Below are 25,678 nucleotides of genomic sequence, written 5' to 3' on the forward strand. Positions count from 1 at the left end.
TCTTATATTTCATCAACCCTTAAAACAATGCTACCTGGATATGAAGCAACTCTTTTTACATGCTGCCACCGCGTTTGCTCTCCTGTTAAGCCAGGCGAACGCCTTTGCACAGCAAACCGTAACACCTGCCAATGCGCTGAAAAGCTACCTGAACAACGGAGATACTTCGTTCAAATGGGAACTGAAAGATTCTTTCAACGTTACTAACGGCAAAGGCTATAACGTACTCCTTACCTCGCAAAAGTGGCGGGAATACACCTGGAAACACCAGCTCACCATTTTTGTGCCCGACGAAATTAAATACGACGGCGCATTGCTGTTTATTACCGGTGGCTCCGTGAAAGAAGGACTCCCTAACTGGAACGGCCCTACGGATGAACTGTACCAGCAAATGGGAAAAATAGCTGCAGTGAATCACGCCGTAACAGCCGTATTACGGCAAACACCCAACCAGCCGCTCTTTGGTAAGCTAACGGAAGATGCGCTGATCTCTTACACCCTTCACCAGTTTAAGAAAGATGGTGATTACAACTGGCCACTGCTGTTTCCAATGGTAAAGAGTGCCGTACGTGCAATGGATGTGATCCAGGAATTTGCGAACAAACAACTGAACCGTAAAGTGAATGGCTTTGTGGTATCCGGCGCTTCCAAACGCGGCTGGACTACCTGGCTCACCGGCGCCAACGATAACCGTGTGGTGGCCATTGCGCCAATGGTGATCGATGTGCTCAATATGCCTGTAAGCCTGGATTACCAGATCAAAACCTGGAAAGAATATAGTGTGCAGATAGAAGATTACGTGAAACTGGGCATCCCCCAAACGGCTCATACCACCGAAGGCATGGCTATCAACACCATGATTGATCCTTACTCCTACAGAAGCAGCCTGTCTATACCCAAAATGATATTCATGGGCACCAACGATGAATACTGGGTAGTGGATAATATCAAGAATTACATCGACAGCATTCCCGGTAAAAACCTGATCAACTACGTACCCAATGCCGGTCATAACCTCGGCGATAAAGTACAGGCTTTCCAGGGACTCAGCGCTTTCTTCGGGATGACACTGAGCAAGCAGTCGTACCCCGATTGCAGCTGGACTACCCGTACGCACAGCGGAAAAGTACGGCTTACTGCCAAAGCCACCTCCGACCGTTTACTGGATGTAGTCCTGTGGTCGGCCAACTCTTCGGACCTGGACTTCCGCAATGATAAATGGGAGTCCAAAAGCCTGGGACTGGCGCATCAGTCGAAAGTAAAAGTGACCACCACCCTGCCTCCTAACGGATACCGTGCCTTTTACGTTGACCTGAAATACCAGAACGCCACCGGCGGCACCTACACCGTTAGTACACGTGTATTCGTTACCGATACTAAAGCCATCCTTTGATGAAGTCAACGTTATTACTGGCCGCTACCTGCTGCCTCGCCATTACCGCCTTCGCCCAAACGCTGCCGGCTACACGAAATAAATTTGTTGTGGTAGCGCATCGCGGCAACCACGTAAGTGTACCTGAAAACACCGTGGCGGCTATAGAAGAAACCATCCGCTGCGGCGCTGATTACGCCGAGCTGGACCTCCGCACCACTAAAGACGGGCAGCTGATCCTCATGCACAACGCCACCGTAGATAAAATGACGAATGGTACCGGCAATGTAACAGACCTCACGCTGGCGGACATCAAAAAACTACAGGTACGCAGTACTGATGGAAAAGTATACCGCGTGCCCACCTTCGCAGAAGCGTTGCAGGCATGCAAAGGTAAACTGAACATCTACCTCGATTTTAAAGCCGCCGATGTACCGGAAACCTGGAAACAACTACAGGCCGCCGGCATGGAAAAACAGGTAGTAGTTTATCTCAATGAAAAAGACCAATACAAAGCCTGGAAGAAAACAGCCCCGGAAGCGCCGCTGATGACCAGTCTGCCGGACGAAGTAAAAACGCCGGAGCAACTGGAATTCTTCCTGAAAAATATTCGTATAGCCGTACTAGATAATATTACCGATCCGGCAATGCTGGCCGTTGCGCGTAAGCAGAACACCGCAGTATGGCTGGATGTACAGTCGCCCGATGAAGGGCCGGACAGCTGGAAGACCGCGATGAACAAAGGCATTCAGGGCGTACAAACAGACCATCCGGAAGCGCTGATCAGTTATCTCAACACACAACATCTCCGGGATGGCATAGCGGCTGGCAACACCATCACCGAAGCGACGCCTACCTACCGCACCTTACGCAACGTGTCCTATGGCGACGCCGGGGACGATAACACACTGGACGCCTACATGCCGGACAACCACAAAGCCGGCACTAAAATTATTGTGTACCTGCATGGCGGCGGCTGGACCGGCGGCGACAAAAAAGAACTGCCCAAAGAACTCATCGACGAACTGGTTGGACGGTTGCATTATGGCGTAGTATCCATGAACTACCGCCTTATCCGCGATGGTAAAGACCGCTACCCTGCCCAACTTGAAGATGTACGTAAGGCATTGGAGTTTATATCTTCCAAGGCTAAAAAACTACAATTCGATGGCAGCCAGTTTGCCCTCATGGGTGGCAGCGCCGGCGGCTACCTCGCTTTGCAATACGCTTATGCAATGGATAGTTTGCGCCAGGTAAAAACCGTGGTGGACCTCTGGGGCCCTACCGATTTCACCGACAAAAAAGTAAGGCAGGAAAATAAAGACGCCGATGAAAAGGTAGTACGCTTACTCGGTGAGCCTGACCCTGCGGCTAAAATTGCTGCTGATGCCAGCCCTTATTACCGGCTTACAAAAGAAAGCGGCGTACCTACTATTTTATTTCATGGCGGTGAAGATCCGCTGGTACATGTAAGTCAGGCGGTGAAGCTGCACGACAAGCTCATTGCACTGGGCATCCCCACACAGCTGGAACTATACCCGCAGGAGAAACATGGTGTTGGCGGCACTGCTGCGATAGATGTATTCTCCAAGCTGGTCACCTGGCTGAAGCAGTATTATCCTGCAGAATAAAAAAATCAGTGGTAATCTTTTCCCATAAAAGACTACCACTGATTTTTTTTTGAAAGAACGCTACCTTTGATTTCTTATTCTACAGAAATCATGGCTGCACCTTTCAGAAGTATATCACTACCTATTCACCTGCAACTACCACTGGGAGAAAACCCGGCGGGCATCACCACTTTAACAAACGGCGGATATCTCCTCAATTTCAGTGCGCGCCCGGAAGTGATGCTGCTGGATGCCTCGCTGCGCGAAGTATGGCGTAAAGACCTCCAGGCGCAAACCACGCATTACGTTACCTGCGAAACAGCAGTTTCCCCGGATGGTAAGCTAATAGCGCTTTCCGGTGAAACGGCTGTAAGGATAACAGATAATAACGGTCAGTTGCTGTGGCAATACGAACATGCACCCTGGTATCATTTCCTGGGGTCCGGTTGCTTCTTTTCTGCGGATACACGATATATGTGGTTTGTATCTCCCGGCGATCAGGATACTTTGCAGATGCTCCGCCTCTCTGATTTTACGATCATAAATAGCCTCCCGCTGGAAGCCAGCCAGGAACGCAGCTATGTTTTTCATGCTACACCGGATAAAGAAAAGTTCCTCATCGAAACGCCTGCCGGTCAGGACGACATCACCTTGTATCTTGTTCAATTCAGCGATGATAAAATGATGCTGGAAGAATTGACGCAGTGCAACGACAGCGTGGCCGGCAATTTTTCGCCCGATGGAAAAGCCTTTGTTACAGGACCACATTACGAGGAAGCCATACAATTGTTTTCCTTTCCCGGCATGGAAAAAACGGCGGAGCTATCGCAGGAAGCGCTGTTCAATATCAACGACCGCTACAAAGCTGCGGAAGATCCCGACAATGTCAATTACACGGTGCTGTTTATTAACAACGATACTTTAGTGGCCTTTACCCGCTTTGGAAGATTGCTGCTGATCGACCGGCACACCTTCACCTGTTTTGGCGAGCTGTTGCCGGAAGGCTGCGATATCAGGGCGTATGATGCGGACGGAAGGCCCACCACCAACCCGGCAGCTATTGTTGATTACGGCGGGGATATTGTAACCCTGCTGTTAAATAAACGGGGGCAGCTGGTCGTTACGCATAGCGCCGGCGAGATCAGGGTATATGAACTACCGGAAATAAAAGCAACGGACACTACTCTTTAAAAGAAAATATCTACATAGTCCACTACATTATTTCCTTCGCAGTTATCCATTTCCTGCAGGCGCCAGTATTTACGCGCACCTTTGGCCAGGAAATGATAAGTGCCTGTTTTGTCGCATACCTTTCCGCCGTTCAGTGATTTATCCATCGTTTGGATGGTGCCTTCAAAAGTCAGTTCGCGGGGAGACACTACTTTTAATACGCCGTCGATGGTAACGAAGCCGCCATTCTGCGTGTCGCGTTGTTCCCCTTTCACGGTGTAGTTACCGTCCTTGTTTTTCTTTATCTGTACTTTACCGGGGTTATCCCAGCCTATCCACTGGAGCGTAAAGTTATGGGTACCTTCCCGCAGTTGGTTTGTGGGGGGTGTTTGTTGCGCATAAGCGCCATATCCTGTGAGGAGCATGCTGCACAATAACAAACGGATTTTCTTCATGATGATATCGTTTAATTAATGCCGGGGAAGTTCTTCAGATTCCTGGCGAATACCTTTGAATTTTCTTTACTGTCTGATACGGCCCATACAGCCATTGCATATAAAACAGGTTTTAAGTTAGCGCCTGTTTTTGTTAAGCTGTAGGTAACATGTGGCGGCACTACGGGTTTGGCTATACGTACTACCAGGTTATCTGCCTCCAGTTGTTTCAGGTGTTGGATCAGCATTTTTTCGGTGATAGCGGGAATGGCCTTTCTCAGGTCGCTGTAGCGTTTACTGCCCGACAGCAACTGGAACAGGATAATGGGTTTCCAGTATCCGCCAATCTTCTCCATTACATAAGTAACGGGGCATTCGTTAAATGCCGCCTGTTTGTTTGCCTGTATTACAGAGGTTTCTTTTACTTTGGTCATGATACATACTATAGGGTAAGTACTTGTACAAAAGTAAGTACAATTTTACTTTTGTGCAAGCATTACATAAACAAACAAATCATGAACATTACACTTACAGGATCATTAGGAAATATCAGTCTGCCGCTGGCGCAGCAGTTAATCAGTAAAGGACATACCGTTACAGTGGTGAGTCACAGCCCGGAGCGGGCAAGCGCCATAACAGCTATACAAGCCATCCCGGCAATCGGATCTGTAGACGATCCCGGCTTTCTGCGCGAAGCCTTTAAAGGCGCCGATGCCGTATATACGATGATACCGCCCGGTTTCCAGGCTGCTGATATCAGGCAGTATATGCGGTCGGTGGGCGACGGCTATGCCAACGCTATCGCTGACAACGGCGTAAAGTATGTGGTAAATCTCAGCAGTGTGGGCGCGCATCTGCCCGATGGTCCCGGGCCTGCCGGCGCTAATCACTATGTAGAGGCGAGGTTGAACGAACTAACGGATACGCATGTACTCCATCTTCGTCCCGGTATGTTTTACACCAATTTTTTTGGCAGCATCCCTATGATAAAACAGCAGCATATCATCGGCAATAATTTTGATGCCGGTGTAAACATGGTGCTTACGCATCCCCGCGATATTGCGGCTGTTGCCGCGGAAGCGCTGGATACCTTATCATTCACGGGCAAGCATATACGTTATATAGGCCATGAAATAACCGGCGGCGAAGTAGCCGCTGTACTGGGCAAAGCGATTGGCCAGCCGGACCTTGCCTGGATTGGTTTCTCTGACAACGACCTGCTATATGGTATGATGCAGAACGGACTAACAGAGCAAATGGCCCAAGTATATGTAATAGAAATAGGAGTGGCATTAAGAGAAGGCAACCTGCTCGATAGTTACCGGGAACACAGGAGCAGTGCGGCCGGCAGCATTCATTCCTTCCATCATTTTGCAGAAGAGTTTGCGGCTGTTTACCTGCAAGGTGTTGAATAAAAAAACAGGGGCGCATTCATTGCGCCCCTGTAATTATTTTAGTACTCCGCTTCCGCGAGTGCCGGTTCTCCTATTACTTTCATAAACAACTCTTCATCCAGCAAATCCTTTACTGATTTGATAATAAAATCAGGCGAATAGCCAAAATGTGCGAGGTCGCTTTCATGTGTTACGCCTGATAAGGTGAGCACTGTGGTAAAGCCCATAGAGCCTGCACCGAGGATATCCGTTCCCATTGTATCGCCTATCATCACGGTTTCATCAGTTGTGAGTTGTAGTGCTTTGCGTGCCATGCGCATCATTACCGGGCTGGGTTTCCCTACGCTAAAGGCTTTGATGCCGCTGGCAAATTCCAGCATCGCTACCAGCGCGCCGCAACCTGCCCTGTATTTACCATCGCCCATCGGGCAGTTAGGATCGAGATTAGTGGCTATCAATTTCGCGCCTTTCATGATCATGTTGATCGCTTTATCAACGGATTCCAGCATGATGGTTCTTCCTTCTCCTATAATCACATAATCCGGCTGATCATCTACAATAGAATAGCCGGCATTGTAAAGCTCTGTCAGCAAACCGCCTTCTCCGATTACATAGGCGGTACCATTTTCTTTTTTGGACGCCAGGTATCTTGCGGTAGCCATTGCACAGGTAAAAATATCTGTATCGTTTACCTTAAAGCCCATCTTATTCAGCTTATAACATACATCCCTGCTGGTTCTTTGGCTATTGTTGGTGAGGAACAGGAAAGGAAGGCCTTTGTCTCTCAGACCATTAATAAATTCTACAGCACCGGGAATAGGTTCGCTGCCTTTGTAGATTACGCCATCCATGTCGATTAAAAATCCCTTTTTTTTCATAGCAATCAGATGTTTGTTAATGAACTGGTTTGTGATTCAATAAAATTCATGGAATGAATAAAGGCAGGAAGCGGTATAGTCGCAGTGAAGCATCCGTAGAATTGGATATTCTTCCCCCTAAAGATAATAAAATAAATTAAAAACTTTTTTCTTTTTGTGAGAAGAACAACGGATCTATTTAATTCCCTGTAAAAATAATTCCAGGTGGCGATTAAAAATCTCCGGCTGTTCCATATTGGGCATATGCGAAGCGTCCTTTATTACAACGAGTTGTGCATGTTTGATGTGTTCCTGCATTCCTTTTGCTACGGCCACGGGGGTAAAGCCGTCTTCTTCTCCCACAACAATCAATACCGGGCAATGAATATCCGGCAACATCAAAGTATGATCCCTTCGCTCTGCCCTGCCCCGCTGTACCAAAGAGGCCCCCAACGGGTTGGTGGTCACCATCATATGCCGCAAATCCGCTACTACGGCCGGTTTCTCTGCCATCGTAGTTTTGCCGAGAAACTGATGCAGGTGTCGATCAGTATAAAAGGACATCCCTTTCTCCACTAAATCCTTTGATAACTGCAACCGCGCCTGGTAACTTTGTGCACTCTCCGACTTTGCATCGGTATCTGCCAGCACCAGGGCGTTGCACAAATGCGGCGCTAACCGGTACAATTCAAAAACCACCTGCCCGCCCATCGACAGCCCCACAAACGTGGCCTTTGTTATTTTCAGGGCCTCCAGCAAATGAATAATATCCAGCGCCAGTTCATCCAATAATGTAATCCCCGCAGGAATTTCACTTTCGCCATATCCCCTCAAATCGGGCACTATCAACCGGTAGCCGCTTTTAAAGGCTGCCACCTGCGGGTCCCACATACTGCGGTTAAATGGCTGCCCGTGGATAAATACAATCGTTTCCCCACTACCATAATCATCGTATACTACATTGATTCCCCTTATCTTCATATGCTGTTTCATAATTAATGATACTTTAGTCTCACGAAAGTAATACCTTTATATCTAAAATCAAACTTTAAAAACCGCATGGCGAAATTATCATTGGACGGGGGCAGGATTGCGCAGAAATTAAAAACACGGGAAACGCTGATAGCAGTGGCCAACACTCTCCTGTTACAGGGAAAGGACATCAGCGTGGAACTGGTAGCCAAAGAAGCCGGTATCTCCAAAGCCACGGCCTACCGCTATTTTACAGGAACAGAAGTATTAAGAAGGGAAGCCTCCCTGCAGCTCAAAGCCAAAACAAGCGACGACTTATTTGCCAACATCCCCGAAAAAGACCTGAAAGCGCGGGTCAATAAACTGATCGATTATCATTTTGAACTCTTTACAAAAAATGAAACGGAATTCAGACTGTTCCTCAGTTCTGTAATATCGGAATCCATTCATCCTAAAAGTGGCTACTCCAGGGCCGGCCGGCGTATTGTGCTGATAGAAGAAGCGCTGAAGCCATTGCGGAAAACAACCGATCCTGCAACCTTTAAACACATGGTAAATGCGTTGAGTATATTTTTCGGGATAGAATCTATTACGGTGCTGAAGGATTTGTGTAAGCTGGATAATGAAGCGATATTGGAAACCTGGCGCTGGTCGGTGCACCGGATTGTATTTGGGTGAGATTAAACTTGCCGCTTCTCCGCGGCAATCACCAGCAAAGCTACAATAAGTATAAAACTATACTCACACCCGCCGGTACCATGCTCCCCTACAAACCATCCCAGGGAGGCGTGAATCAATACAATGCCCACCAGCAACAAAATGATAAACCCCGCTGCGAGCAATCGCGTATACATTCCCAGCAGCAGCAACAGGCCGCCTGCAATTTCATAGACAGTGATGGCCCATACCCATGCCTCGCCAAAAGGCAGTCCTTTACTTTCCATAAACGCCGCAAACTGGGGAATGGTGCCATTACAGATCCTCACCACCGCATGCGCGAGGAATATAACGGCCACAGCTATACGTAATATCAGTAACGATTGCTTCAGGGTCAGGAAAGGGAATTTTTGCATCAGGAGTAGTTATTATACAAATATAGAAAAGCCGCGTCCGGAAACAATACCTGTAAACCGGTATTTCTATTGCCCTGCTGGAGGCGCTGCAGCCGGCCGTTTACGGATAAAAAGAAAACCCATCAGGCCGCCCATAAAGCCCAATCCTGCGGACAACCGCATAATATTTCCATAAGCCGCAATAAAGCCATCTTTATATACTTTGCGGATGGCATCCTGATGCGCGCTGTCGATACCCGCAGGCACAGAGGCATTGCCCAGGTTCACGGTTTGCGCGATCACCGCTTCCTGCTGTGAGCTATTCAGCGGCAGCTTACTAACTTCCCGCTGCACTGCTCCCGAAAAAAACAATACTGCCAGCGCACCAAAAATAGCATTGGCAAAAACACCGGCAATACGTGTAATGGCATTGTTTACACCGGAGGCTGTGCCGGATAAATGATCACTCACAGAACCCATTACGGCAGCAGTTAACGGCGCCACGGTGATAGACATGCCCAATCCCAAAGCTACCAGGCCGGGGAAAAAGGTAGTCCAGTAATCAGCTGCGCCCTGCGTTTGCTTTACAAAAGATAGCAGCAGTAAACCACCACCGGCAACACACGGACCCACCACCAGGAATAAACGGGGACCGTATTTATCAGCAAGACTCCCGGCAAAACGCGCAATAGTGATCATTAATACCGTAAAGGGTAAAAAGGTAAGTCCGGACTGAAGCTGGGTGTAACCCTGTACCTGCACCATGTCCAGCGAAAGGAACAACATTCCTGCACCAAGACCTGCATATAAAAAGAACGTCAGCAGGTTGGTACCGGTGAAGGTTAAATTCTTAAACAGGTGCACCGGCAGCATGGGGTGGCGACTTTTATTTTCCACCACTATAAAAACAATCAGCAATATTACACCGCCGGCAATGGTACCGTATACTTCCGGATTACGGAAGCCCAGCAACGGCATCCGCAGAAACCCAAACGTGAGCAGGGCCAGTCCTGCTGCAGTAAGCACCGCGCCCGGATAATCCAGCCGCTGATCCCCTTCCGTTTCCCTGCTCTCCCTTACTTTCAATGCCAGGAATACCAGGGCGGCCACACCAATCGGCACGTTGATGAAAAAGATATATCGCCACAGCCCGGCATCGGCAAGTGCGCCGCCGAGTATGGGCCCACCCATTGTCACCAGCGTGGTGATGGCCGACCAGGTGCCGATAGCCTTCCCTCTTTCATTTTCATTGATGGAAGAGGTAATTAAAGAAAGACTTCCGGGAATCATCAGCGCGCCGCCGATACCCTGTATCATGCGGAAAATGATCAGCAATGTGGCAGTGCCGGCAAACCCGCAGGCGGCAGAACCCAGGATGAATACGAAGATGCCGGCCATAAAAATTTTCTTTCGGCCCAGCCTGTCGCCCAATGTACCGCCTATCAATATGAGCGAAGCCAGCATGAGCAGATAGGCGTTTAATACCCAGAACAGGTCTGTCGCAGAGGCGTTCAGGTTATGTTGCAGTGCAGGCAACACCACGTTCAATGCGGTGCCATCTATAAAAGCCATAGCAGAGGCGAGAATGGTGGTTGCCATTACCCATCTGCCTTCGGAACTGCGGAGTGCTACGGTTGTCATGATAATCATTAACGTTCAACTGCTTAAAATGTTCCCTTCATTACCTGTTCATTTCCGGACACACCGGTTGCACAAGCGGACATTTAACATGATAATAAGAAATCATAACGTTATCAATATCAGTGCTTGTTATTATTGGCATATTTTTCATTCTTTAGCTGTCAATCCCACACTTCCTGTTATGCTCAAAAGTTATATAAAAATAGCCTGGAGAAATTTGCTCCGCAACAAAGTGTATGCTGCCATCAATGTGATTGGCCTCGCGCTTGGCATCAGTGCCTGCCTCGTGATTTTTCTCAGTGTTCATTTTGAACTGAGTTATGATAATTTTCATCCCGGCAAAGAAAATATTTACCGGATTGTATCGCAGCTCAATTCTCCGGACCGCGGCATCAGTAAAATGTCCCGTGTACCGGATTCGGCCCCGGAGACTTTATCCAACAAATTTGCAGGGGTTCAGACGCTGGCGGCTATCCATCCTATCCGTCCCAAAGTAGCTGTTTCCGGCAGCAACGGCGTGGTGAAGAAATTTGAAAGCGGCAGTAAACCTGATGTGGTGATTGCCTCCCCTGAATACTTCAGCATATTTCAATATACCTGGCTGGCCGGTAAGCCCGGCACTGCTTTACAGGAGCCCTTCAAAGTAGTACTAACAGCCAGCAAAGCGGTTAAATACTTCGGCGATCTGCCCGCAGAAAAGTACCTCGGGAAAATCGTCTACTATAACGACTCTATCCCGTTAACAATAGCTGGTATTGTGAAAGACCTTCCACAAAACAGTGATTTCCTCTTCAACGATTTTATCTCCTTTGCCTCGGTAAAAAACAGTCCGTTCGAAAATGAATTCGGGTTCGGTCAATGGGGCATGTTCGGCGGCACACAGGCATATGTAAAGCTAAACCCGGGCGCTGATACAGTATTGCTGAACAGGCAGCTGGCGGCCTTCGCCAACGAACGGGTATTAGGGCAAGACGGTGTAAGCAAAGCCTTCCGCCTGCAACCATTGGCAGATATCCATTTCAACGGCGACTATACGGATGAATTCGGGCATAAGGCACATCTTCCTACCATGTATGGCCTCATGGCCATCGCGTTATTTATACTGATCATTGCGGCCATCAACTTTATAAATCTCTCCACTGCCCAATCAGTGGAGCGCTCCAAAGAAATAGGGATCAGGAAAGTGCTGGGCAGCAACAAACGGAGCCTGGTGGTATATTTCCTTACGGAAACATTCCTTCTTACGACATCAGCGGTGTTGTTGTCGCTTTTAGCAGTAAAACCTTTACTGGAACTTTTCAGTTCGTTTATGCCCGACGGTGTGTCGCTGCATTTATTCAGCTGGCCTACCCTCCTGTTCCTGTTGCTCCTCACGCTGTTTACCACGCTGCTGTCCGGCTTATACCCGGCAAAAATATTGTCTTCGTTTAAACCGGTACAAAGTCTCAAAGGCAGCACCGGTGTGAAAGGAAACCAACGGGGATATCTTCGTATAGGCCTGGTCGTTTTCCAGTTTACCATCTCCCTGGTATTTATTATAGGCTCGCTGGTGATCAATAACCAGATCAGGTATATGCTGAACAAAGATCTTGGATTTACGAAAGATGCGATCATCACCTTTGATACCAACCGCGCATATGCCAAAACCCTTCCCGGTGTATTGGCAGAGAAGATCCGGTTGCTGCCGCAGGTGGAAATGGTGAGCTTAAGCCAGGGGCCACCGTCCGACAATGGCCACTGGGGCACAGATCTTAAATACACAGACAAAACCGAACTGCGGGCAAACTGCCACCTCGAATTCGGCGATGAAAATTATCTGCCTTTGTACCAGCTGAAACTGGTAGCCGGCAGAAACCTGCGCACTTCCGATACCATCAGCGAAGTGCTGATCAATGAAACCTGCGCCAAAGCGTTAGGATTTAAAAACCCGGCAGATGCGGTCGGCAAATTTGTAGAGTCGGGCATGAGCGACCGGCCGTCCCGGAAAATCATACCCGTTGTTGGTGTGCTGGCCGATTTTCATACCGTTGCGCTCCGCGATCAGATCAAGCCTGTTTTCATCGCTTCTTCCCAGGATATCTGCCGGTTTGTAAATGTAAAGCTGTCGCTGGCCGGTTTTACCGGCGAACAACTGCAACGTACCATTGCCGGCATCCGGAAAGCATATGCGTCGGTATACCCCGGCGAAAAATTCGACTACCACTTTTATGACGATACCATCCGCAAATTTTACGAACGGGAACGACAAATGGAACAACTCATGAACACCGGCATGACCATCGCCATCGTTATTTCGTGTCTTGGTTTATTTGGCCTCGCCGCCTTTACTGCCCGCCAGCGTACCAAAGAAATCGGTATCCGCAAAGTGCTGGGCGCCAGCGTGAGTAATATTGCGGCCCTGCTGAGCAAAGACTTTCTCCGGTACGTTTTCATTGCGGCCGTGCTGGCCTCTCCCATTGCCTGGTATGCCATGCACAAGTGGCTGCAGGGCTTTGCTTACAGCGCGCCTATCTCCTGGTGGATGTTTGTACTGGCCGGCATCATTGCCATGTTCATCGCACTGGTAACGGTCAGCTTCCAGTCGGTAAAAGCAGCTCTTGCTAATCCTGTGAAAAGCTTGAAAGCAGAATAGTCATATTATCTTTACATGATCATTTCAGATAAAAAAGCCGGTTGACAGATAACCGGCTTTTTTACCAATTATTCCGATAGATCGACCATCTTTATTTATCTTCATTGTCCGATCTTTGCAAAGATGTCAGGCGCCAGATGAAAAAGACGATCTTATCAGTATTAATTTACTGCGGTATAATAGGCACACCCTGGAATGATCTGAGAGCACAGGCTTCCACTGAAAATACGCGGTTGTTCCGCTTTTACGAAGACAACGACTTCATTAACCTGAATGGTAATGGAACGGACCAGGCATATACCAATGGTACCCGGTTCGATTTGTTTTATACCAGGCAGCACCCTCCGCATTCCTTTCCCGACCGCTGGATGCCAAAAGCAGGTAAAGAAAGCATCAATACCTATGGCTGGGGATTTATGCAGGTAATGTTTACCCCCCAGGACCTCCGGAAAGTGGTGCCTGTACCGGGCGACTTTGCCTATGCCGGCGGATTGTTTATCACCCATACCCTTCACTCTTCCAACCCCATTCATAAATACAACCTCCAAACGGAATGGTTTGCAGGTGTAATGGGGCCGTGGGCGCTGGCAAAAGAAACACAAACCCTTGCCCACCGCATTCTTGGCTATACAAGACCCCGGGGATGGCGTAACCAGATCGGGAACAAATTACTCCTCAATCTCAATCTCACTGCAGAAAAACAGGTAGCAGCGTATAAAAAAATAGCAGAAATAACAGCAGGCGGTCAGTTATACGCCGGCACCATGCTGAATGGTTTCGCCGTGTACTCCCTGATCAGGATTGGTAAAATGCTTCCTTACTATAACGGCTATATTTCCCAATACGCCACCACAAAGCGCTGGCAGCTTTACGCCACCATCCGGCCCAGTGTGGAGCTGATGTTCACCAACGCACTCGTGAAAGGCGTAGCTCCCCCCGAAGATCCGCAACAACCGCCCAAGCCAGGCAACCGCCCAACATTTGCCAATAATAAACTGTTAACTGGTATAGACTGCGGACTGGTGGCCGTATACGGAAAGGTTGGATTTTCTCTCACCCAGAGAACCATGTCGCCGGTGATCAACGGATTATCGCACCACGAAGTTGGCAATATTTCTTTCTATCTTGCATGGTAAACGGGCAACCGACTTTTTGACCAATATTGCCGACTTATTAACCTTTGAAGGCAACTCAGATCAATGAAACTTTGCAATATGAAACAGGGACGGGGCGAGCTATACAAACACGCGGAATTTTTGCGTGAAAACGGGTTGCCGGAAATACCGTACAACTTTGGTATCTCTATCTTTAATGATATGAGCCTTGCTGATTTTGACAATATCAGAACAAACTTCAGGTCCGATTTCACTACCATACTACTGGTAAAAAAAGGAAAAATCATAGGTTCCTTAAATCGCGAGGAGTATACCATGGGCGCCAACAGCCTGTTGCTGGCGTCGCCCAGCAGCACCAAAAAAATGATCTCCGTGGATAAAACAGCCGTGGTTTCTGTAGTGAGTTTCACACTGGACTTCCTGGTGGCCATTGGAATGCCTCCTGCTAAAATGGAGCTGTATGATTATTTCACTACCCGGTACTCCCCGCACTGGCAGCTCAATAAAGAAGATGCGAATACGATAGCGGAACACCTGAACCAACTGGCCATCCGCTCCGATAACCTGATGCAGAAATTACCTTTTGCAAAAGAGCTGCTGCATCATACCTTCTTCCTGTTGCTCTATGAACTGGCATCGCTGAGTACAAAATACCAGCAACAAAAAGCGTCCAATATTTCAAGAAAGGAAAGCCTGGTGATCAGCTTCACCAACCTGGTACAGCTGCAGTTCAGGCACCAGCGCAACCTGCAGCAATATGCAGAACAGTTATTTGTAACGCCTAAATACCTGACAGAAACCGTTAAAGAAATGACGGGCAAAAATGCAGGAGAAGTGATCGACGATTTCGTGATGCTGGAAGCCAAACTCCTGCTCGACGATCCGAAACTCAGCATCTCACAGGTAGCAGAGCTCCTGCATTTCAGCGACCAGTCTTTCTTTGGTAAATTCTTCAAACGACATACAGGCTACTCCCCTAAAGAGTTCCGCGCTGTTCATCAATAAAGATTATTGTTACGACTAACAGTGTAACAGTTGTAGGTTTAAGGTACAGGCCGGGATACTCTTACCCGGCCTCTTTTTTTTCGTATGGCCATTACCGTATGTAGCTAAAAAACAAACCGACTTTCAGACCAGCTTACCCGATTTATCAACCTTTTCCCACGCAATCATCTCCCCTAATTTTGTGCGCACAATACTTGTATTTCATCATAGTAATAAAATCTGTTTATGTCAACGACGTTTAAACCAGTTTCCTTTTTTATCATGGCGGCAGCACTTACCGCCTGTGGCAGCAATGAAATAAAACAACCGCAGCAATCTCCGGTGAAAGTGAACGTGTTTAAAGTTCAGAAAAGTGATATCGCCCGGGAGCTGGTTTACTCCGGCACCATAGAACCTGATAATACCGCGGAGATAGGATTTGCAGTACCCGGCGTGGTAAATAATATTGCTGTGGAAGAAGGACAGCTGGTGAAACAGGGACAATTGCTGGCATCGCTCGACGCCACCGAATACAGCAATTCACTTGCCATTGCCAACGCATCACTCGACCAGGCAGAAGACCTGTATGGCCGTTTGAATGCACTCTATGAAAAAGGTAGCTTGCCCGCGAAAGATTATATCGACATAAAAACAAAACTGGCACAAGCCAAAGCCAATAAACTGATCAGCGCCAAACATATCGCCGACAGCCGCCTTTATGCGCCCATCACCGGCATCATTACCGCCCGGAAAATTGAAAGAGGCAGCGCAGCCGCTCCCGGCGTTCCGGCGTTTACCATCATCAAAACAGATATGGTATACGCAAAAGTAACCGTGCCTGAAAGCGAAGTAGGCGCATTGAAACAAGGCGCCGGTGCAATGGTATTTATTCCCACGCTGAACGACAGCACCGCCGGGAAGATCACTATCATCAACCCCCAGGCCGATGCCACCTCACGTACTTACAGCGTCAAAATAAAACTGAATAATCAACACGGACAGCTTCTTCCCGGCATGCTGGCCACCATTAAAATGAATACCGGCAGCACCGTGAACGCACTTACCATCCCGGCCACCGCAGTAGTAAGGGATGCAGACGATATTACCTACGTGTTTATCACCAACGCGCAAAATAAAGCCGTACGTAAACGTATCACTGTAGGCGCACTCACCGGAAAAAATGAAGTAGTGGTAACAACCGGATTAAATGGCGGCGAACAGGTAGTTACCGCAGGACATTCCAACCTGAAAGACGGTACCGCCATCAGCCTGTAGCATTAAACAATTTTTACTTAGTCCGACAATCCTGGAAGAATGAAAAAAAGAAAGATCAGCTTCATTGAAGCTGCCATGCGATATAAACAGGTGACCATCGTGGTAACGGCATTGCTGCTACTGCTGGGCACCTACTCACTGCTCAATATGCCGCGGTCCGAGAACCCGAAGATAGATATGCCCGTAGCAATGGTATACGCATTTTACCCCGGTGCAGATGAAGTACAAATGGAAAAACAGGTAACCAATAAAATAGAACAATACCTGTTTTCCTTTGAAGAAGTAAATAAAGCGAAAACCAAATCACAGACAAAAGACGGCCAGGTTTTCATCACCGTGGAATTACACACCAGTATCAAAGACCGGAAAAAATTCTGGAGCACCCTGCAACACGGCCTCAATACCGTAGCCAGGCAATCGCTTCCCTCCGGTGTAATTGGTCCGGTAGTGAACAGTAATTTTGGAGATGTAACCGCACAAATCATTACGGTATCCTCTAATCAACGCAGTTATGCCGAGATAGAAAAGTACCTGGATAAAATAGAAGACGGGCTCAAAATCATTCCGGAAGTGTCCAAAATAAACAGGTCCGGCGGCCAGAAGCAACAACTATATGTTACCATCGATGATCAGAAGATGCAGCAGTATGGTTTTGACCTGTCAACTATTATCCGCACCCTGCAAATGCAGAACGTAACCGGCTATTCAGGAGAAATGACCATCAGCTCCAATACCTTCCCGGTGTTCACCAACAGCCAGTATAAAACCGAAGCGGACATCGCATCACAGATTATTTACACCACGCCGCAAGGCACAGTAGTACGATTGAAAGATGTAGCGAAAATTGAACGCCGCTTTGAAGAGCCATCTTCGTTTATCCGTATAGGTGACGACAAGGTAATGATGCTCGCCATTGAAATGCAGCCCGGCAACAACATCGTACAGTTCGGGCATATTGTACAGGATAAGCTGAAAGAGATCCAACAGGATTTTCCGGAAGATGTAAAAATAACCACCATCGTAAACCAGCCGGAAGTAGTGGATGAAAGCATCCGTCACTTTATGAAGGAGTTTGGTTTAGCCATCGCCTCCGTAATCATAGTGGTGATGCTGCTGTTACCTGTACGCGTGGCAGCCGTATCCTCCCTCGCCGCACCGATCTCTATTCTCATCACGTTTGGCCTGATCAATATCATGGGCATAGAACTGCACCAGGTAACCCTCGCCGCACTGATTATTGTATTGGGAATGGTGGTGGATAATGCGATTGTAGTGGTAGACAATTATATTGAAAAGCTGGACGAAGACATCACGCCGTGGACCGCTGCCTGGCAGGCGGCCAAACAGTTGTCGCTCCCCATTTTCACCGCAACGCTGGCTATCATCTTTGCCTTCGCGCCACTGGCCTTGTTCATGAACGGCATCTCCAAAGATTTCATCGCCGCTCTCCCGGTAACCATAGCAGTGGCATTGATCACCTCAATGGCGGTGGCTTTGCTGTTAACGCCATACACCTGTTATGTATTTATCAAGAAAGGGCTGAAGCATAAAGTAAGTACCACCAAACAAAGAAAAAGCCTGCTGGATCGTTTACAGAACACCTTTAACAAAGGCATTGAGCTGGCTTTCCGCTTCCCGAAAACAACCGTGGGCATTGCCGCAGGCGCCGTCGTACTGGCACTGGTGCTGGCAGGAAAAGTGAAACAGGAGTTCTTCCCGCTGAGCGAAAGCAAACAGTTTAACGCCGAAATATGGATGGCCAACGGCACCTCCCTCGAAGAAACAGAACGGGTGGTGAAGCTCGTGGAACAGGAACTGCAAAAAGACAAGCGCGTAACCAGCATCGCCAGCTTTGTAGGTACCAGCTCTCCCCGGTTCAACGTTACCTATGCACCGGAGATGCCCCGCAGGAACTTCGCACAGGTATTTATTACCACTTCCGGCAACGACGCTACCAACGACCTCGTAAAGGAATACCTGCCAAAGTTTGAAGGGTTTGTACCCAACGGCTATATCCGCCTGCGGCAACTGAGCATGCAGGAAGGTTCTCCGCTGGCTATACGCATCATCGGCGAAGATCTCCATGATCAGAAGCGCGTTGCCGCACAGGTCACAGAGATCCTCCGGCATACGCACGGCGCCAACTGGGTACGCTCCGATTATGAAGACGATTACCTCGGCGTAAGCCTCAAAATAAAAGAAGATGCGGCCGCCAGATTGGGTGTTTCCAACCAGCTGATCACACAAACCATCGGCGCCGGCCTGAAAGGCTATGCCGTATCCCAGATCTGGGAGGGCGACAAACCCATAGACATCTTCCTCCGGCTGGATGCCAATAACAGGAAAGAGTTCAGTGACCTCAGCAATCTTCATCTCATCAGCATGTATGGCAGCAAGGTGCCGTTGAAAGAAGTAGCGGAACTCACGCCTTCGTGGCATACGGGCGTAATAGCCCACAGGAACGGTATCCGTACCCTCACGGTATTGTCTGAAGCACAAATGGGCGTAATGGCCTCCGAAATACTGAAGAAAGCGCAGCCTGAAATTGAGAAGCTGCAGCTGCCACCGGGCATCAGTATACAATACGGCGGTGATGCGGAATCGTCCGGCGAAAATGCGCCGGGCATGGGTTTAGCATTGGGCACCAGCCTGATCCTGATCCTGCTTACGTTGCTGTTCCAGTTTAAAACCTTCGGGAAAACGCTGATCATCCTGGCCACTTTCCCGCTCAGCTTACTGGGCGCCTTCCTCGGCCTGTATGTAACCGGTAATCCGATGGGCATGACCGCCTTCATGGGTATCATCAGCCTGATAGGTATCGTGGTGCGTAATGGTATTATCCTCGTGGACTATGCCGATGAACTGATACGGGACCACGGCTATACGATAAAAGCCGCTGCACTCGGCGCCGCCAAACGGCGTATGCGTCCCATCTTCCTCACATCGGCAGCAGCAGCCATTGGCGTGTTGCCCATGATCATCGGGAAATCACCGTTGTGGGCGCCGCTGGGCAGCGTACTGGCGTCGGGGTTAATTGTATCGATGATACTCACCCTGTTTGTGATTCCCGTGCTTTACTACCTTTTTGTAAGACCCGCACCGGAAGCTGCGGAAGCGCCTGATGCGACCGTGGAAATCATGTATAAACCGGCGCATTAATTTATCCATACTGCCCGTGGCAGGAATATTTATAAAACAACAGCAATGAAATTAAGATCCATATTTATTATAATGGCGGTGCTGGCAGGGAATGTGACAATGGCACAAACGCCGGTGCTATCCATCGCCGATTGCCAGCGGATGGCACTGGAACAGAATAAAAAAATAAAGGCCGCACAATTTGAAATCAACGCGGCGCAGGCAGCGCTCAAATCGGCGGAAGCCAATGCCTACCCTTCTATCGACGGGTCGGTACTGGGTGCATACCTCGGCAAACCTATTGGCGGCGCATTAAACGGCGCCATCCCGGAATACTTTGCCACTGCTTCTGTTACGGCTACACAACCCATTTATGCAGGCGGAAAAATCCGCGCGGGCAAAGCCGCCGCTGCAAAAGGTATCAGCATCCGGGAAAATCAGAAAGCCCTTACTTCCGCAGAAGTGCTGCTGAATGTAAATAAAGCATACTGGCAGATTGTACAGGCCAACGAAAAAATAATCCTCGCCCGCAGGTACCAGGAGATGCTGACGTCTTTACAAAAAGAATTAAAGAATTCCTTCGACGCAGGACTCATCTACAAAAATGACCTGCTCCGCGTGGAGGTAAATCTGAATGAAGCCGCGGTGAATCTTTCGCAGGCAGAAGATGGCTTTGTGCTCGCAAAACTTTACCTGGCGCAGATCACAGGCATGCCCGGCAACACGGCTTTTGCAGTAGCGGATTCGGTTACGGGCGACTTTAATGAGCTTACCCTCAAAGAATGGCAAAACGCCGCAGACAACCGCCCGGAAATAAAGCTCCTGAAAAACTCGCTGGAAGCAGAAGCGCTACAGAAGAAAATACTGAAAGGCGATCTGCTCCCGACCATCGGTGTAAGCGCCGCGGGCCTCGCCACCGCCGGAAAAGGCGTGAATATCAGCAACGGCAATGATTTCATGGGATCATATTACGGTCTTGCCAGTATCAGCATCCCCATCTTCGACTGGGGCAAAAAGGCCAATAAAATAAAAGAACAATCTTTTAAGATCTCAGCACAGCAGCAACAGCTGGAGGAAACAAAGGAACTGATCAGCATTGAAGTACAACAGGCCTATCTCGCCCTTAATCAATCTGTCAGAAAAATAAATAAATCACTCCTGTCGCTGACACAGGCGGAGGAAAACCTCAAACTGGCCAACGACCGGCTCAAAGCCGGCACCATCACCGGTAAAGACGTGCAGGAAGCGCAGGCCATCTGGCAACAGGCATACAGCAGCATTATCGACAGTAAAGTGGAATATAAGATCAACGAAGCGGCTTATAAAAAAGCAACCGGCACCCTGCAATAATCAATTCCTGTAACAGCAAAAACTGCATTGTATGAAAAAAGAAAAAGAGAAGATAATGGCCACCGCATCGGCATTATTCTGCCACAGCGGTATCAGGAGCATTACCGTGGAAGATATCATGAAAAACTGCAGCATGTCTAAAAGAACCTTCTATGAATACTTCAACAGTAAAGATCAACTGGTGGATTTCATCATAGAGCAATGGACCGCGAAGTCCGCCAGGTACCTGTCGCTGAACCGGTATGTGTCGGTGAATGCCATCTCAGAAATGAGTAACTTTTTCCGCATCACCGAAAATATTCTCCGGCGCATGAAGCCCATCTTTTTTCATGAACTCAGGAAGTACTATGCAGACAGCTGGAAAAAACTTGACCAGTTCAGGGATGACGCCCTTATTCCTTTCCTGGTGCAAAATATTGACCGCGGACATAAGGAAGAAATTTACCGCAGCAACATCGACCGGGGCCTCATCGGGGAAATACACTTTACCTGTTTGCAGATTATCCTGGAAGACATCTGGATGCCAGGCGTTAACCCGGAAAGGGTTTATCGTGAAATGAATATGATATTTCTACACGGACTGGTAAATATAAAAGGCATGAAACTAATGGACGAAAGGCGGGATGATGATTAAACAGCTCCGGTACTGAACAGGCGGGTGCGTCTGTTCAGTACCGGATATATCAAACTTACTTCCCGCTGAAAAGCATTGCTGCCGGAAGGGGGAAATCATCCTGCCCTTCTGTTTTAAGATAAACGGGCTGCAAATCATTTCCATTCTTTTTATGAAAATAGTTGATCCGAAACGGGTAAAATCCTTTCTCCAGCGGCACCATAAAGCTCTCCCCTTCATCTGTTTTGAAATGCACACCAAGAATTAACCGGTTATTCAAATACACCTTTGTATGCTCATTGCCGGTTCCCATCTCAAAAATATAATATCCCGGTTCACTGATCTTAATATACCCTTCCTGCACCAGTGCATAATTATTTTTCTTTGAAGTTTTATTAAGATTAAAATCTGTCGTGGCAATACCTGTTTCACCCGGCTTTAATTTCCTGAAATCCGGTATGGTATCCCAGTTGCCTTCATAATATTTATACCGCAGTCCTCCCGGCTTCGATCCTGCCGGCATTGCCACAGCCGGAAACACTTCTCCCACCTGGAAAAAAGCGCTGGCTGATTTATTGTATTCTTTTCGTTTACCCATAGAGGTAACGGTTATTTTTGCATCCTTATCGATCGTAATGAGCGTTTCTTCGCCTGTTATCCGGGGAGAATAAATACCGGGTGTTGTACCATCAGTTGTATAATGGAGATATGCATCTGCTGCCAGGTTATAGCATATTAATTTAAAAGGCTTGTTGCGCAATACGATGCCGTTATCCGGCTTGATAGCAATTTTCCGGGACGTAGGATACCCTCCTGTAGACGCATAGAACCCGCCATAAGAAAATTTCAGTCCTTCCCAGAAGCCTTTAAAATTTGTTGAATAATGGGTTTCATTGCTATACTGCGCACATTTCCAGTCGAGGCCGGCGGGAGCTTTTGCTTTGAGAATGGAATCCATTCCCGCCACGCCCATGAATTGATAAGCCGCACCTTCGCGGCCGGCAATAAAAAGCGTGTTGTTCAAAGTATCACTGTGAGCAAATTTTTCAGCGGCCAGTTTATGCAGGTAAAAATTATCCCACCATAAACTCGGATCAATGGCTACATAGGAAGTAAACAAATCGGGCGCCGTTAAAAATGTATACATTACAAACAGTCCACCCATTGAACCGCCATACAACGTATGCCCACCTGGTTTTGCGTGATACTGCCTGTTGATATAGGGCATCAGTTCATTCCGGAAAAACAACAGGAACCGGTTGGCCTCCCCTGTATTGGCCGATGTTTTTGTTGGCGCCAGATCTCTTTCCCGCATATTCACGCCATCCCGTATAAAGTCCGGAATGCCCACCAGGATAGTGTTTTTGGGAATAAAGCCTTCCCATTGCAAAAGGCTCCATTCCACAGTCAGAAAGTCCGGGATGTCGCCCAGGCAATATATTACTTCGTATTGGATGGCGGGATCGTAATTCTTCGGGAGCACCACATTCACGGGCCTGGTTTCCTTTAGTATAGTGGAAAAAAGGGAATCTTTCACCGGGGAAATATCCTGCGATCTGGCGGTAATGCTGACCAGTAGCAGGATGAGCAGCTGAACTTTAGCGATGGTAAATGCTTTCATTGATAAGGTATCTTATAAAAATAAGGGTTTTCGGCCAGTGATGGTAATCCTTCGCAGGCCGTCAATAAAATTTGTCTTTTTGTAAAGTATACTTTACTTTTATAATAGAAAATATCTTCCCTATGTTTACAGCCACAAAATATTTTGGCATCGCACTGGTGCTTGCAGGCATCCCGCTTTTCTGGATGAACCATGCGCAAACCGGGTCCGAACTGCCGCTCATCACCGGGTTATTCCTGGTACTTTTTACCCGTGAAAAAACAGAAGACGAAAGGGCGCAGAGCCTGCGCGCCAATGCACTGATGATCAGCTTTGCAATAGGCTATATCATTGAAGTGGGAACTACCTATCTTCATAGCAAAGGCGTACTGGCCTTTCAGCTGTCTACTCCCCGCTACTTTATCATGCTGGTGCTCACCCTGGGTATCCTGATATTTTACACCAGGTTGCTCTTCACCGGCAGCTACAGCAAGTAAGGCGATATGAAAAACACGATTAAAGTGGAAAGGGCCAAACAAAATATCACGCAGGGGGAACTGGCGGAGAAAGCGAATGTATCCAGGCAAACCATTAACGCCATAGAACTGGGTAAGTTTATTCCCTCTACATTACTGGCGTTAAAAATAGCGCGCATCTTTGGGACTACCGTGGAACAGCTGTTTATACTGGAACCGCATGATGAATAAGAAAGCTTAACCTTGCGGTAACAATGAGTAGCTATTTTGTGCCTTATTTACATTGCCTTCCACTACTTTATATATCGCCTATCCCAATGGGGGTAATGAACAGCAATTGTTCACGGACCTGTTCCGTAAGCATGGGGCGAAGATCTTCTTCTATTTTAAAAAATATGTAAAACGGGATGAGATCGCAGAAGATCTTTTGCAGGAAGTATTCGCCAATCTATGGAGTAAAAGGGATCGCCTGCAACAGGAAAAAAATATCACCGCCTATTTATTTGTAAGTGCCCGGAACCAGCTGTACAATCACCTCAAACAAGCGGTAGCCACTGCTACCACTACCCTTCCTGAAGATACGCTGCCACTGTCATATGAGCATGTGGAAGAAGCGATCCGATACAAAGAAACAAAAGCCACGTATTACGAAGCGCTTTCCACTCTTCCTCCCCAACGCCGCAAAGCGTTTATCCTCAGCCGCGAAAAGGGATTGTCGTACCAGGAAATTGCCACAGAAATGGGTATTTCTTCCCGCACAGTTGAAAAACATATTTCGGCTACGCTCCACTTATTAAGAGGTAAAATGAACGATCCGTATGTCCTCTGCCTTTTGTTCATAATTTGGTAACACTGCGGCATACGGGTAGGGAAACAAAATTTTGTACCTGTTGGTATAAAGTATTGTCAACGTGAATTTACAACAAGCAAAACGCCTCGCACATAAAGTCCTGGCCAATGAGGCCAACCCGGAAGAGAAGGCCGCTTTACAGCAATATATCAAAGACAACGCCCACCTTCCCGGTTTGGAAGAACAGCTGTTCCCGTTACAGGAACTCATGTCAGTACCAGATAGTATGTTGCCTGCCGGTATGGAAGAAAGAATCCTTACCCCGCTGACCGGTGTAACCACTCCTGCAATTCCCACACGCCGGCCTGTACTACGCAAACTGCTGCGCATCAGTGCAGCAGCTGCTGTGCTGCTAACGGTATGCCTGGCCTCTTATCGCCTCTTTAATACTTATCGCACACCGGTGGCTACGCTCCAAACGCTGGTTACCCCCAATGGCCGCCAGGGTAATATTACACTGGCAGATGGTACCCGGATCCGGCTCAATGGCGGCACCACACTGCGCTATCCATCTTCCTTTACCGGTAAAACCCGGGAAATATACCTCGATGGCGAAGCCTTCTTTGAGGTAAGCAAAGATTCCACTCACCCGTTTATCATCCACGCGCCTGCTTTTACAACTACCGTGCTGGGTACCTCTTTTAATATCAAATCGGCTGCCGGGCAGCAATTATCCGAAGTAGCCGTAGCCACCGGTAAAGTTCGTGTAGCCGCCACCGTGGCAGGCACCGCAGATTCGGTCGCTTACCTCATACCGGGCGAAGTTGTTTATTACCGCCTCAAAGATCCGGCAGGCATACACAAAAGCAGCATTGCGCTCCATACTATCGGAGCATGGAAAGACCGGCGTTTCCATTACGACCAAACACCGCTGTACAGCATCCTTCACGACATGGAAAGTGCATATGGCGTACGTTTCCGGGTAATAAACCCCGCCGTATTGTCCTGTACCTTCAGCGCCACTTTTAGTAGCATGACGGCAACAGAGATCCTCCAGACACTGGCACTCATGAGCCAGGTGAAATTCCAGGCAAAAGACAGTCTGACCGAAGTATCTGGTCAGGCCTGCAACTAATAAAAAAACCGCCCTGTTTGCGGCAGGGCGGCGAAGTCCATCATAAATTATCATGAACATCAAAATCA

Annotated in this window: 23 protein-coding genes; 16 read left to right on the forward strand and 7 right to left on the reverse strand. The window is 48.2% G+C overall.

Going from position 1 to position 25,678, the window contains the following annotated elements:
- The first annotated feature begins 40 nt into the window (after positions 1 to 40).
- The 3 genes from V7S65_RS30770 (at position 41) to V7S65_RS30780 (ending at position 4,173) form a co-directional block, all read left to right on the forward strand.
- Positions 41 to 1,393 carry a PhoPQ-activated pathogenicity-related family protein gene (locus V7S65_RS30770; RefSeq protein WP_336389411.1) on the forward strand — a complete coding sequence of 451 codons (1,353 nt, stop codon included), beginning with the start codon at positions 41 to 43 and terminating at the stop codon, positions 1,391 to 1,393.
- Positions 1,393 to 3,003, forward strand: a complete 1,611-nt coding sequence (locus V7S65_RS30775) for a glycerophosphodiester phosphodiesterase family protein (protein ID WP_336389412.1) — start codon at positions 1,393 to 1,395, stop codon at positions 3,001 to 3,003. Before V7S65_RS30770 ends, V7S65_RS30775 begins: the two co-directional genes overlap by 1 nt.
- Before the next feature lie 90 nt (positions 3,004 to 3,093).
- The gene (locus V7S65_RS30780; RefSeq protein ID WP_336389413.1) at positions 3,094 to 4,173 is read left to right on the forward strand and encodes a hypothetical protein; all 1,080 of its coding nucleotides are present in this window, start codon (positions 3,094 to 3,096) and stop codon (positions 4,171 to 4,173) included.
- On the opposite strand, the gene V7S65_RS30785 is transcribed toward V7S65_RS30780, so the two are convergent.
- Both V7S65_RS30785 and V7S65_RS30790 read right to left on the reverse strand, forming a co-directional pair.
- A complete protein-coding gene (locus tag V7S65_RS30785) occupies positions 4,170 to 4,607 on the reverse strand; it encodes a hypothetical protein (RefSeq protein WP_336389414.1) in 438 nt (145 codons plus the stop codon). The genes V7S65_RS30780 and V7S65_RS30785 overlap by 4 nt on opposite strands.
- 11 nt (positions 4,608 to 4,618) lie before the next feature.
- Entirely contained in the window at positions 4,619 to 5,020 is a 402-nt protein-coding gene (locus V7S65_RS30790; protein ID WP_079472373.1) for a winged helix-turn-helix transcriptional regulator, read from the reverse strand.
- An 81-nt stretch (positions 5,021 to 5,101) separates the two neighbouring features.
- Here V7S65_RS30790 and V7S65_RS30795 point away from each other — a divergent pair, with 81 nt between their 5' ends.
- Positions 5,102 to 6,001, forward strand: a complete 900-nt coding sequence (locus tag V7S65_RS30795) for an NAD(P)H-binding protein (RefSeq protein ID WP_111580307.1) — start codon at positions 5,102 to 5,104, stop codon at positions 5,999 to 6,001.
- Between the two features lie 38 nt (positions 6,002 to 6,039).
- Here V7S65_RS30795 and V7S65_RS30800 read toward each other — a convergent pair whose 3' ends face one another.
- Both V7S65_RS30800 and V7S65_RS30805 read right to left on the reverse strand, forming a co-directional pair.
- Positions 6,040 to 6,858: an HAD-IIA family hydrolase gene (locus tag V7S65_RS30800; protein ID WP_079472375.1), complete on the reverse strand. Its 819-nt coding sequence runs from the start codon at positions 6,856 to 6,858 to the stop codon at positions 6,040 to 6,042.
- A gap of 174 nt (positions 6,859 to 7,032) precedes the next feature.
- The gene (locus V7S65_RS30805) at positions 7,033 to 7,830 is read right to left on the reverse strand and encodes an alpha/beta fold hydrolase (protein ID WP_336389415.1); all 798 of its coding nucleotides are present in this window, start codon (positions 7,828 to 7,830) and stop codon (positions 7,033 to 7,035) included.
- A gap of 66 nt (positions 7,831 to 7,896) precedes the next feature.
- On the opposite strand from V7S65_RS30805, the gene V7S65_RS30810 reads away from it, so the two are divergent.
- A complete protein-coding gene (locus V7S65_RS30810) occupies positions 7,897 to 8,487 on the forward strand; it encodes a TetR/AcrR family transcriptional regulator (RefSeq protein WP_079472377.1) in 591 nt (196 codons plus the stop codon).
- Positions 8,488 to 8,489: 2 nt separating this feature from the next.
- Here the strand turns inward: V7S65_RS30810 and V7S65_RS30815 are convergent, their stop codons facing one another.
- Both V7S65_RS30815 and V7S65_RS30820 read right to left on the reverse strand, forming a co-directional pair.
- On the reverse strand, positions 8,490 to 8,882 hold the full coding sequence (locus tag V7S65_RS30815) for a DoxX family protein (protein WP_336389416.1): 393 nt from the start codon (positions 8,880 to 8,882) through the stop codon (positions 8,490 to 8,492).
- Positions 8,883 to 8,948: 66 nt separating this feature from the next.
- On the reverse strand, positions 8,949 to 10,502 hold the full coding sequence (locus V7S65_RS30820) for an MFS transporter (RefSeq protein ID WP_336389417.1): 1,554 nt from the start codon (positions 10,500 to 10,502) through the stop codon (positions 8,949 to 8,951).
- Between the two features lie 181 nt (positions 10,503 to 10,683).
- Between V7S65_RS30820 and V7S65_RS30825 the strand changes: the two genes are divergently transcribed.
- From V7S65_RS30825 to V7S65_RS30855, 7 genes are all read left to right on the forward strand, one after another.
- Entirely contained in the window at positions 10,684 to 13,134 is a 2,451-nt protein-coding gene (locus V7S65_RS30825; protein WP_336389418.1) for an ABC transporter permease, read from the forward strand.
- A 137-nt stretch (positions 13,135 to 13,271) separates the two neighbouring features.
- On the forward strand, positions 13,272 to 14,270 hold the full coding sequence (locus V7S65_RS30830) for a lipid A-modifier LpxR family protein (protein ID WP_336389419.1): 999 nt from the start codon (positions 13,272 to 13,274) through the stop codon (positions 14,268 to 14,270).
- A 78-nt stretch (positions 14,271 to 14,348) separates the two neighbouring features.
- Complete coding sequence (locus V7S65_RS30835; protein WP_159454429.1) at positions 14,349 to 15,254, forward strand: AraC family transcriptional regulator; 906 nt, start codon at positions 14,349 to 14,351, stop codon at positions 15,252 to 15,254.
- 225 nt (positions 15,255 to 15,479) lie between these two features.
- Positions 15,480 to 16,508, forward strand: a complete 1,029-nt coding sequence (locus V7S65_RS30840) for an efflux RND transporter periplasmic adaptor subunit (RefSeq protein ID WP_079472382.1) — start codon at positions 15,480 to 15,482, stop codon at positions 16,506 to 16,508.
- A 39-nt stretch (positions 16,509 to 16,547) separates the two neighbouring features.
- Positions 16,548 to 19,667, forward strand: coding sequence for an efflux RND transporter permease subunit (locus tag V7S65_RS30845; protein ID WP_200817347.1), 3,120 nt, complete (start codon positions 16,548 to 16,550; stop codon positions 19,665 to 19,667).
- A gap of 45 nt (positions 19,668 to 19,712) precedes the next feature.
- Positions 19,713 to 20,996, forward strand: a complete 1,284-nt coding sequence (locus tag V7S65_RS30850; RefSeq protein ID WP_336389420.1) for a TolC family protein — start codon at positions 19,713 to 19,715, stop codon at positions 20,994 to 20,996.
- 31 nt (positions 20,997 to 21,027) lie between these two features.
- Complete coding sequence (locus tag V7S65_RS30855; RefSeq protein WP_111580300.1) at positions 21,028 to 21,630, forward strand: TetR/AcrR family transcriptional regulator; 603 nt, start codon at positions 21,028 to 21,030, stop codon at positions 21,628 to 21,630.
- 55 nt (positions 21,631 to 21,685) lie between these two features.
- On the opposite strand, the gene V7S65_RS30860 is transcribed toward V7S65_RS30855, so the two are convergent.
- On the reverse strand, positions 21,686 to 23,230 hold the full coding sequence (locus V7S65_RS30860; RefSeq protein WP_336389421.1) for an alpha/beta hydrolase-fold protein: 1,545 nt from the start codon (positions 23,228 to 23,230) through the stop codon (positions 21,686 to 21,688).
- Between the two features lie 122 nt (positions 23,231 to 23,352).
- Here V7S65_RS30860 and V7S65_RS30865 point away from each other — a divergent pair, with 122 nt between their 5' ends.
- The 4 genes from V7S65_RS30865 (at position 23,353) to V7S65_RS30880 (ending at position 25,610) form a co-directional block, all read left to right on the forward strand.
- Positions 23,353 to 23,706, forward strand: a complete 354-nt coding sequence (locus V7S65_RS30865; RefSeq protein WP_133256291.1) for a hypothetical protein — start codon at positions 23,353 to 23,355, stop codon at positions 23,704 to 23,706.
- Between the two features lie 6 nt (positions 23,707 to 23,712).
- Positions 23,713 to 23,916: a helix-turn-helix transcriptional regulator gene (locus V7S65_RS30870; protein WP_111580297.1), complete on the forward strand. Its 204-nt coding sequence runs from the start codon at positions 23,713 to 23,715 to the stop codon at positions 23,914 to 23,916.
- Positions 23,917 to 23,968: 52 nt separating this feature from the next.
- A complete protein-coding gene (locus tag V7S65_RS30875) occupies positions 23,969 to 24,535 on the forward strand; it encodes an RNA polymerase sigma-70 factor (RefSeq protein WP_111580296.1) in 567 nt (188 codons plus the stop codon).
- Between the two features lie 61 nt (positions 24,536 to 24,596).
- Positions 24,597 to 25,610, forward strand: a complete 1,014-nt coding sequence (locus tag V7S65_RS30880) for a FecR family protein (protein ID WP_336389422.1) — start codon at positions 24,597 to 24,599, stop codon at positions 25,608 to 25,610.
- Positions 25,611 to 25,678: the final 68 nt, after the last annotated feature.

This window comes from Chitinophaga sp. CCNWYY40, from assembly GCF_037483205.1.
GTDB lineage: Bacteria > Bacteroidota > Bacteroidia > Chitinophagales > Chitinophagaceae > Chitinophaga > Chitinophaga ginsengisegetis.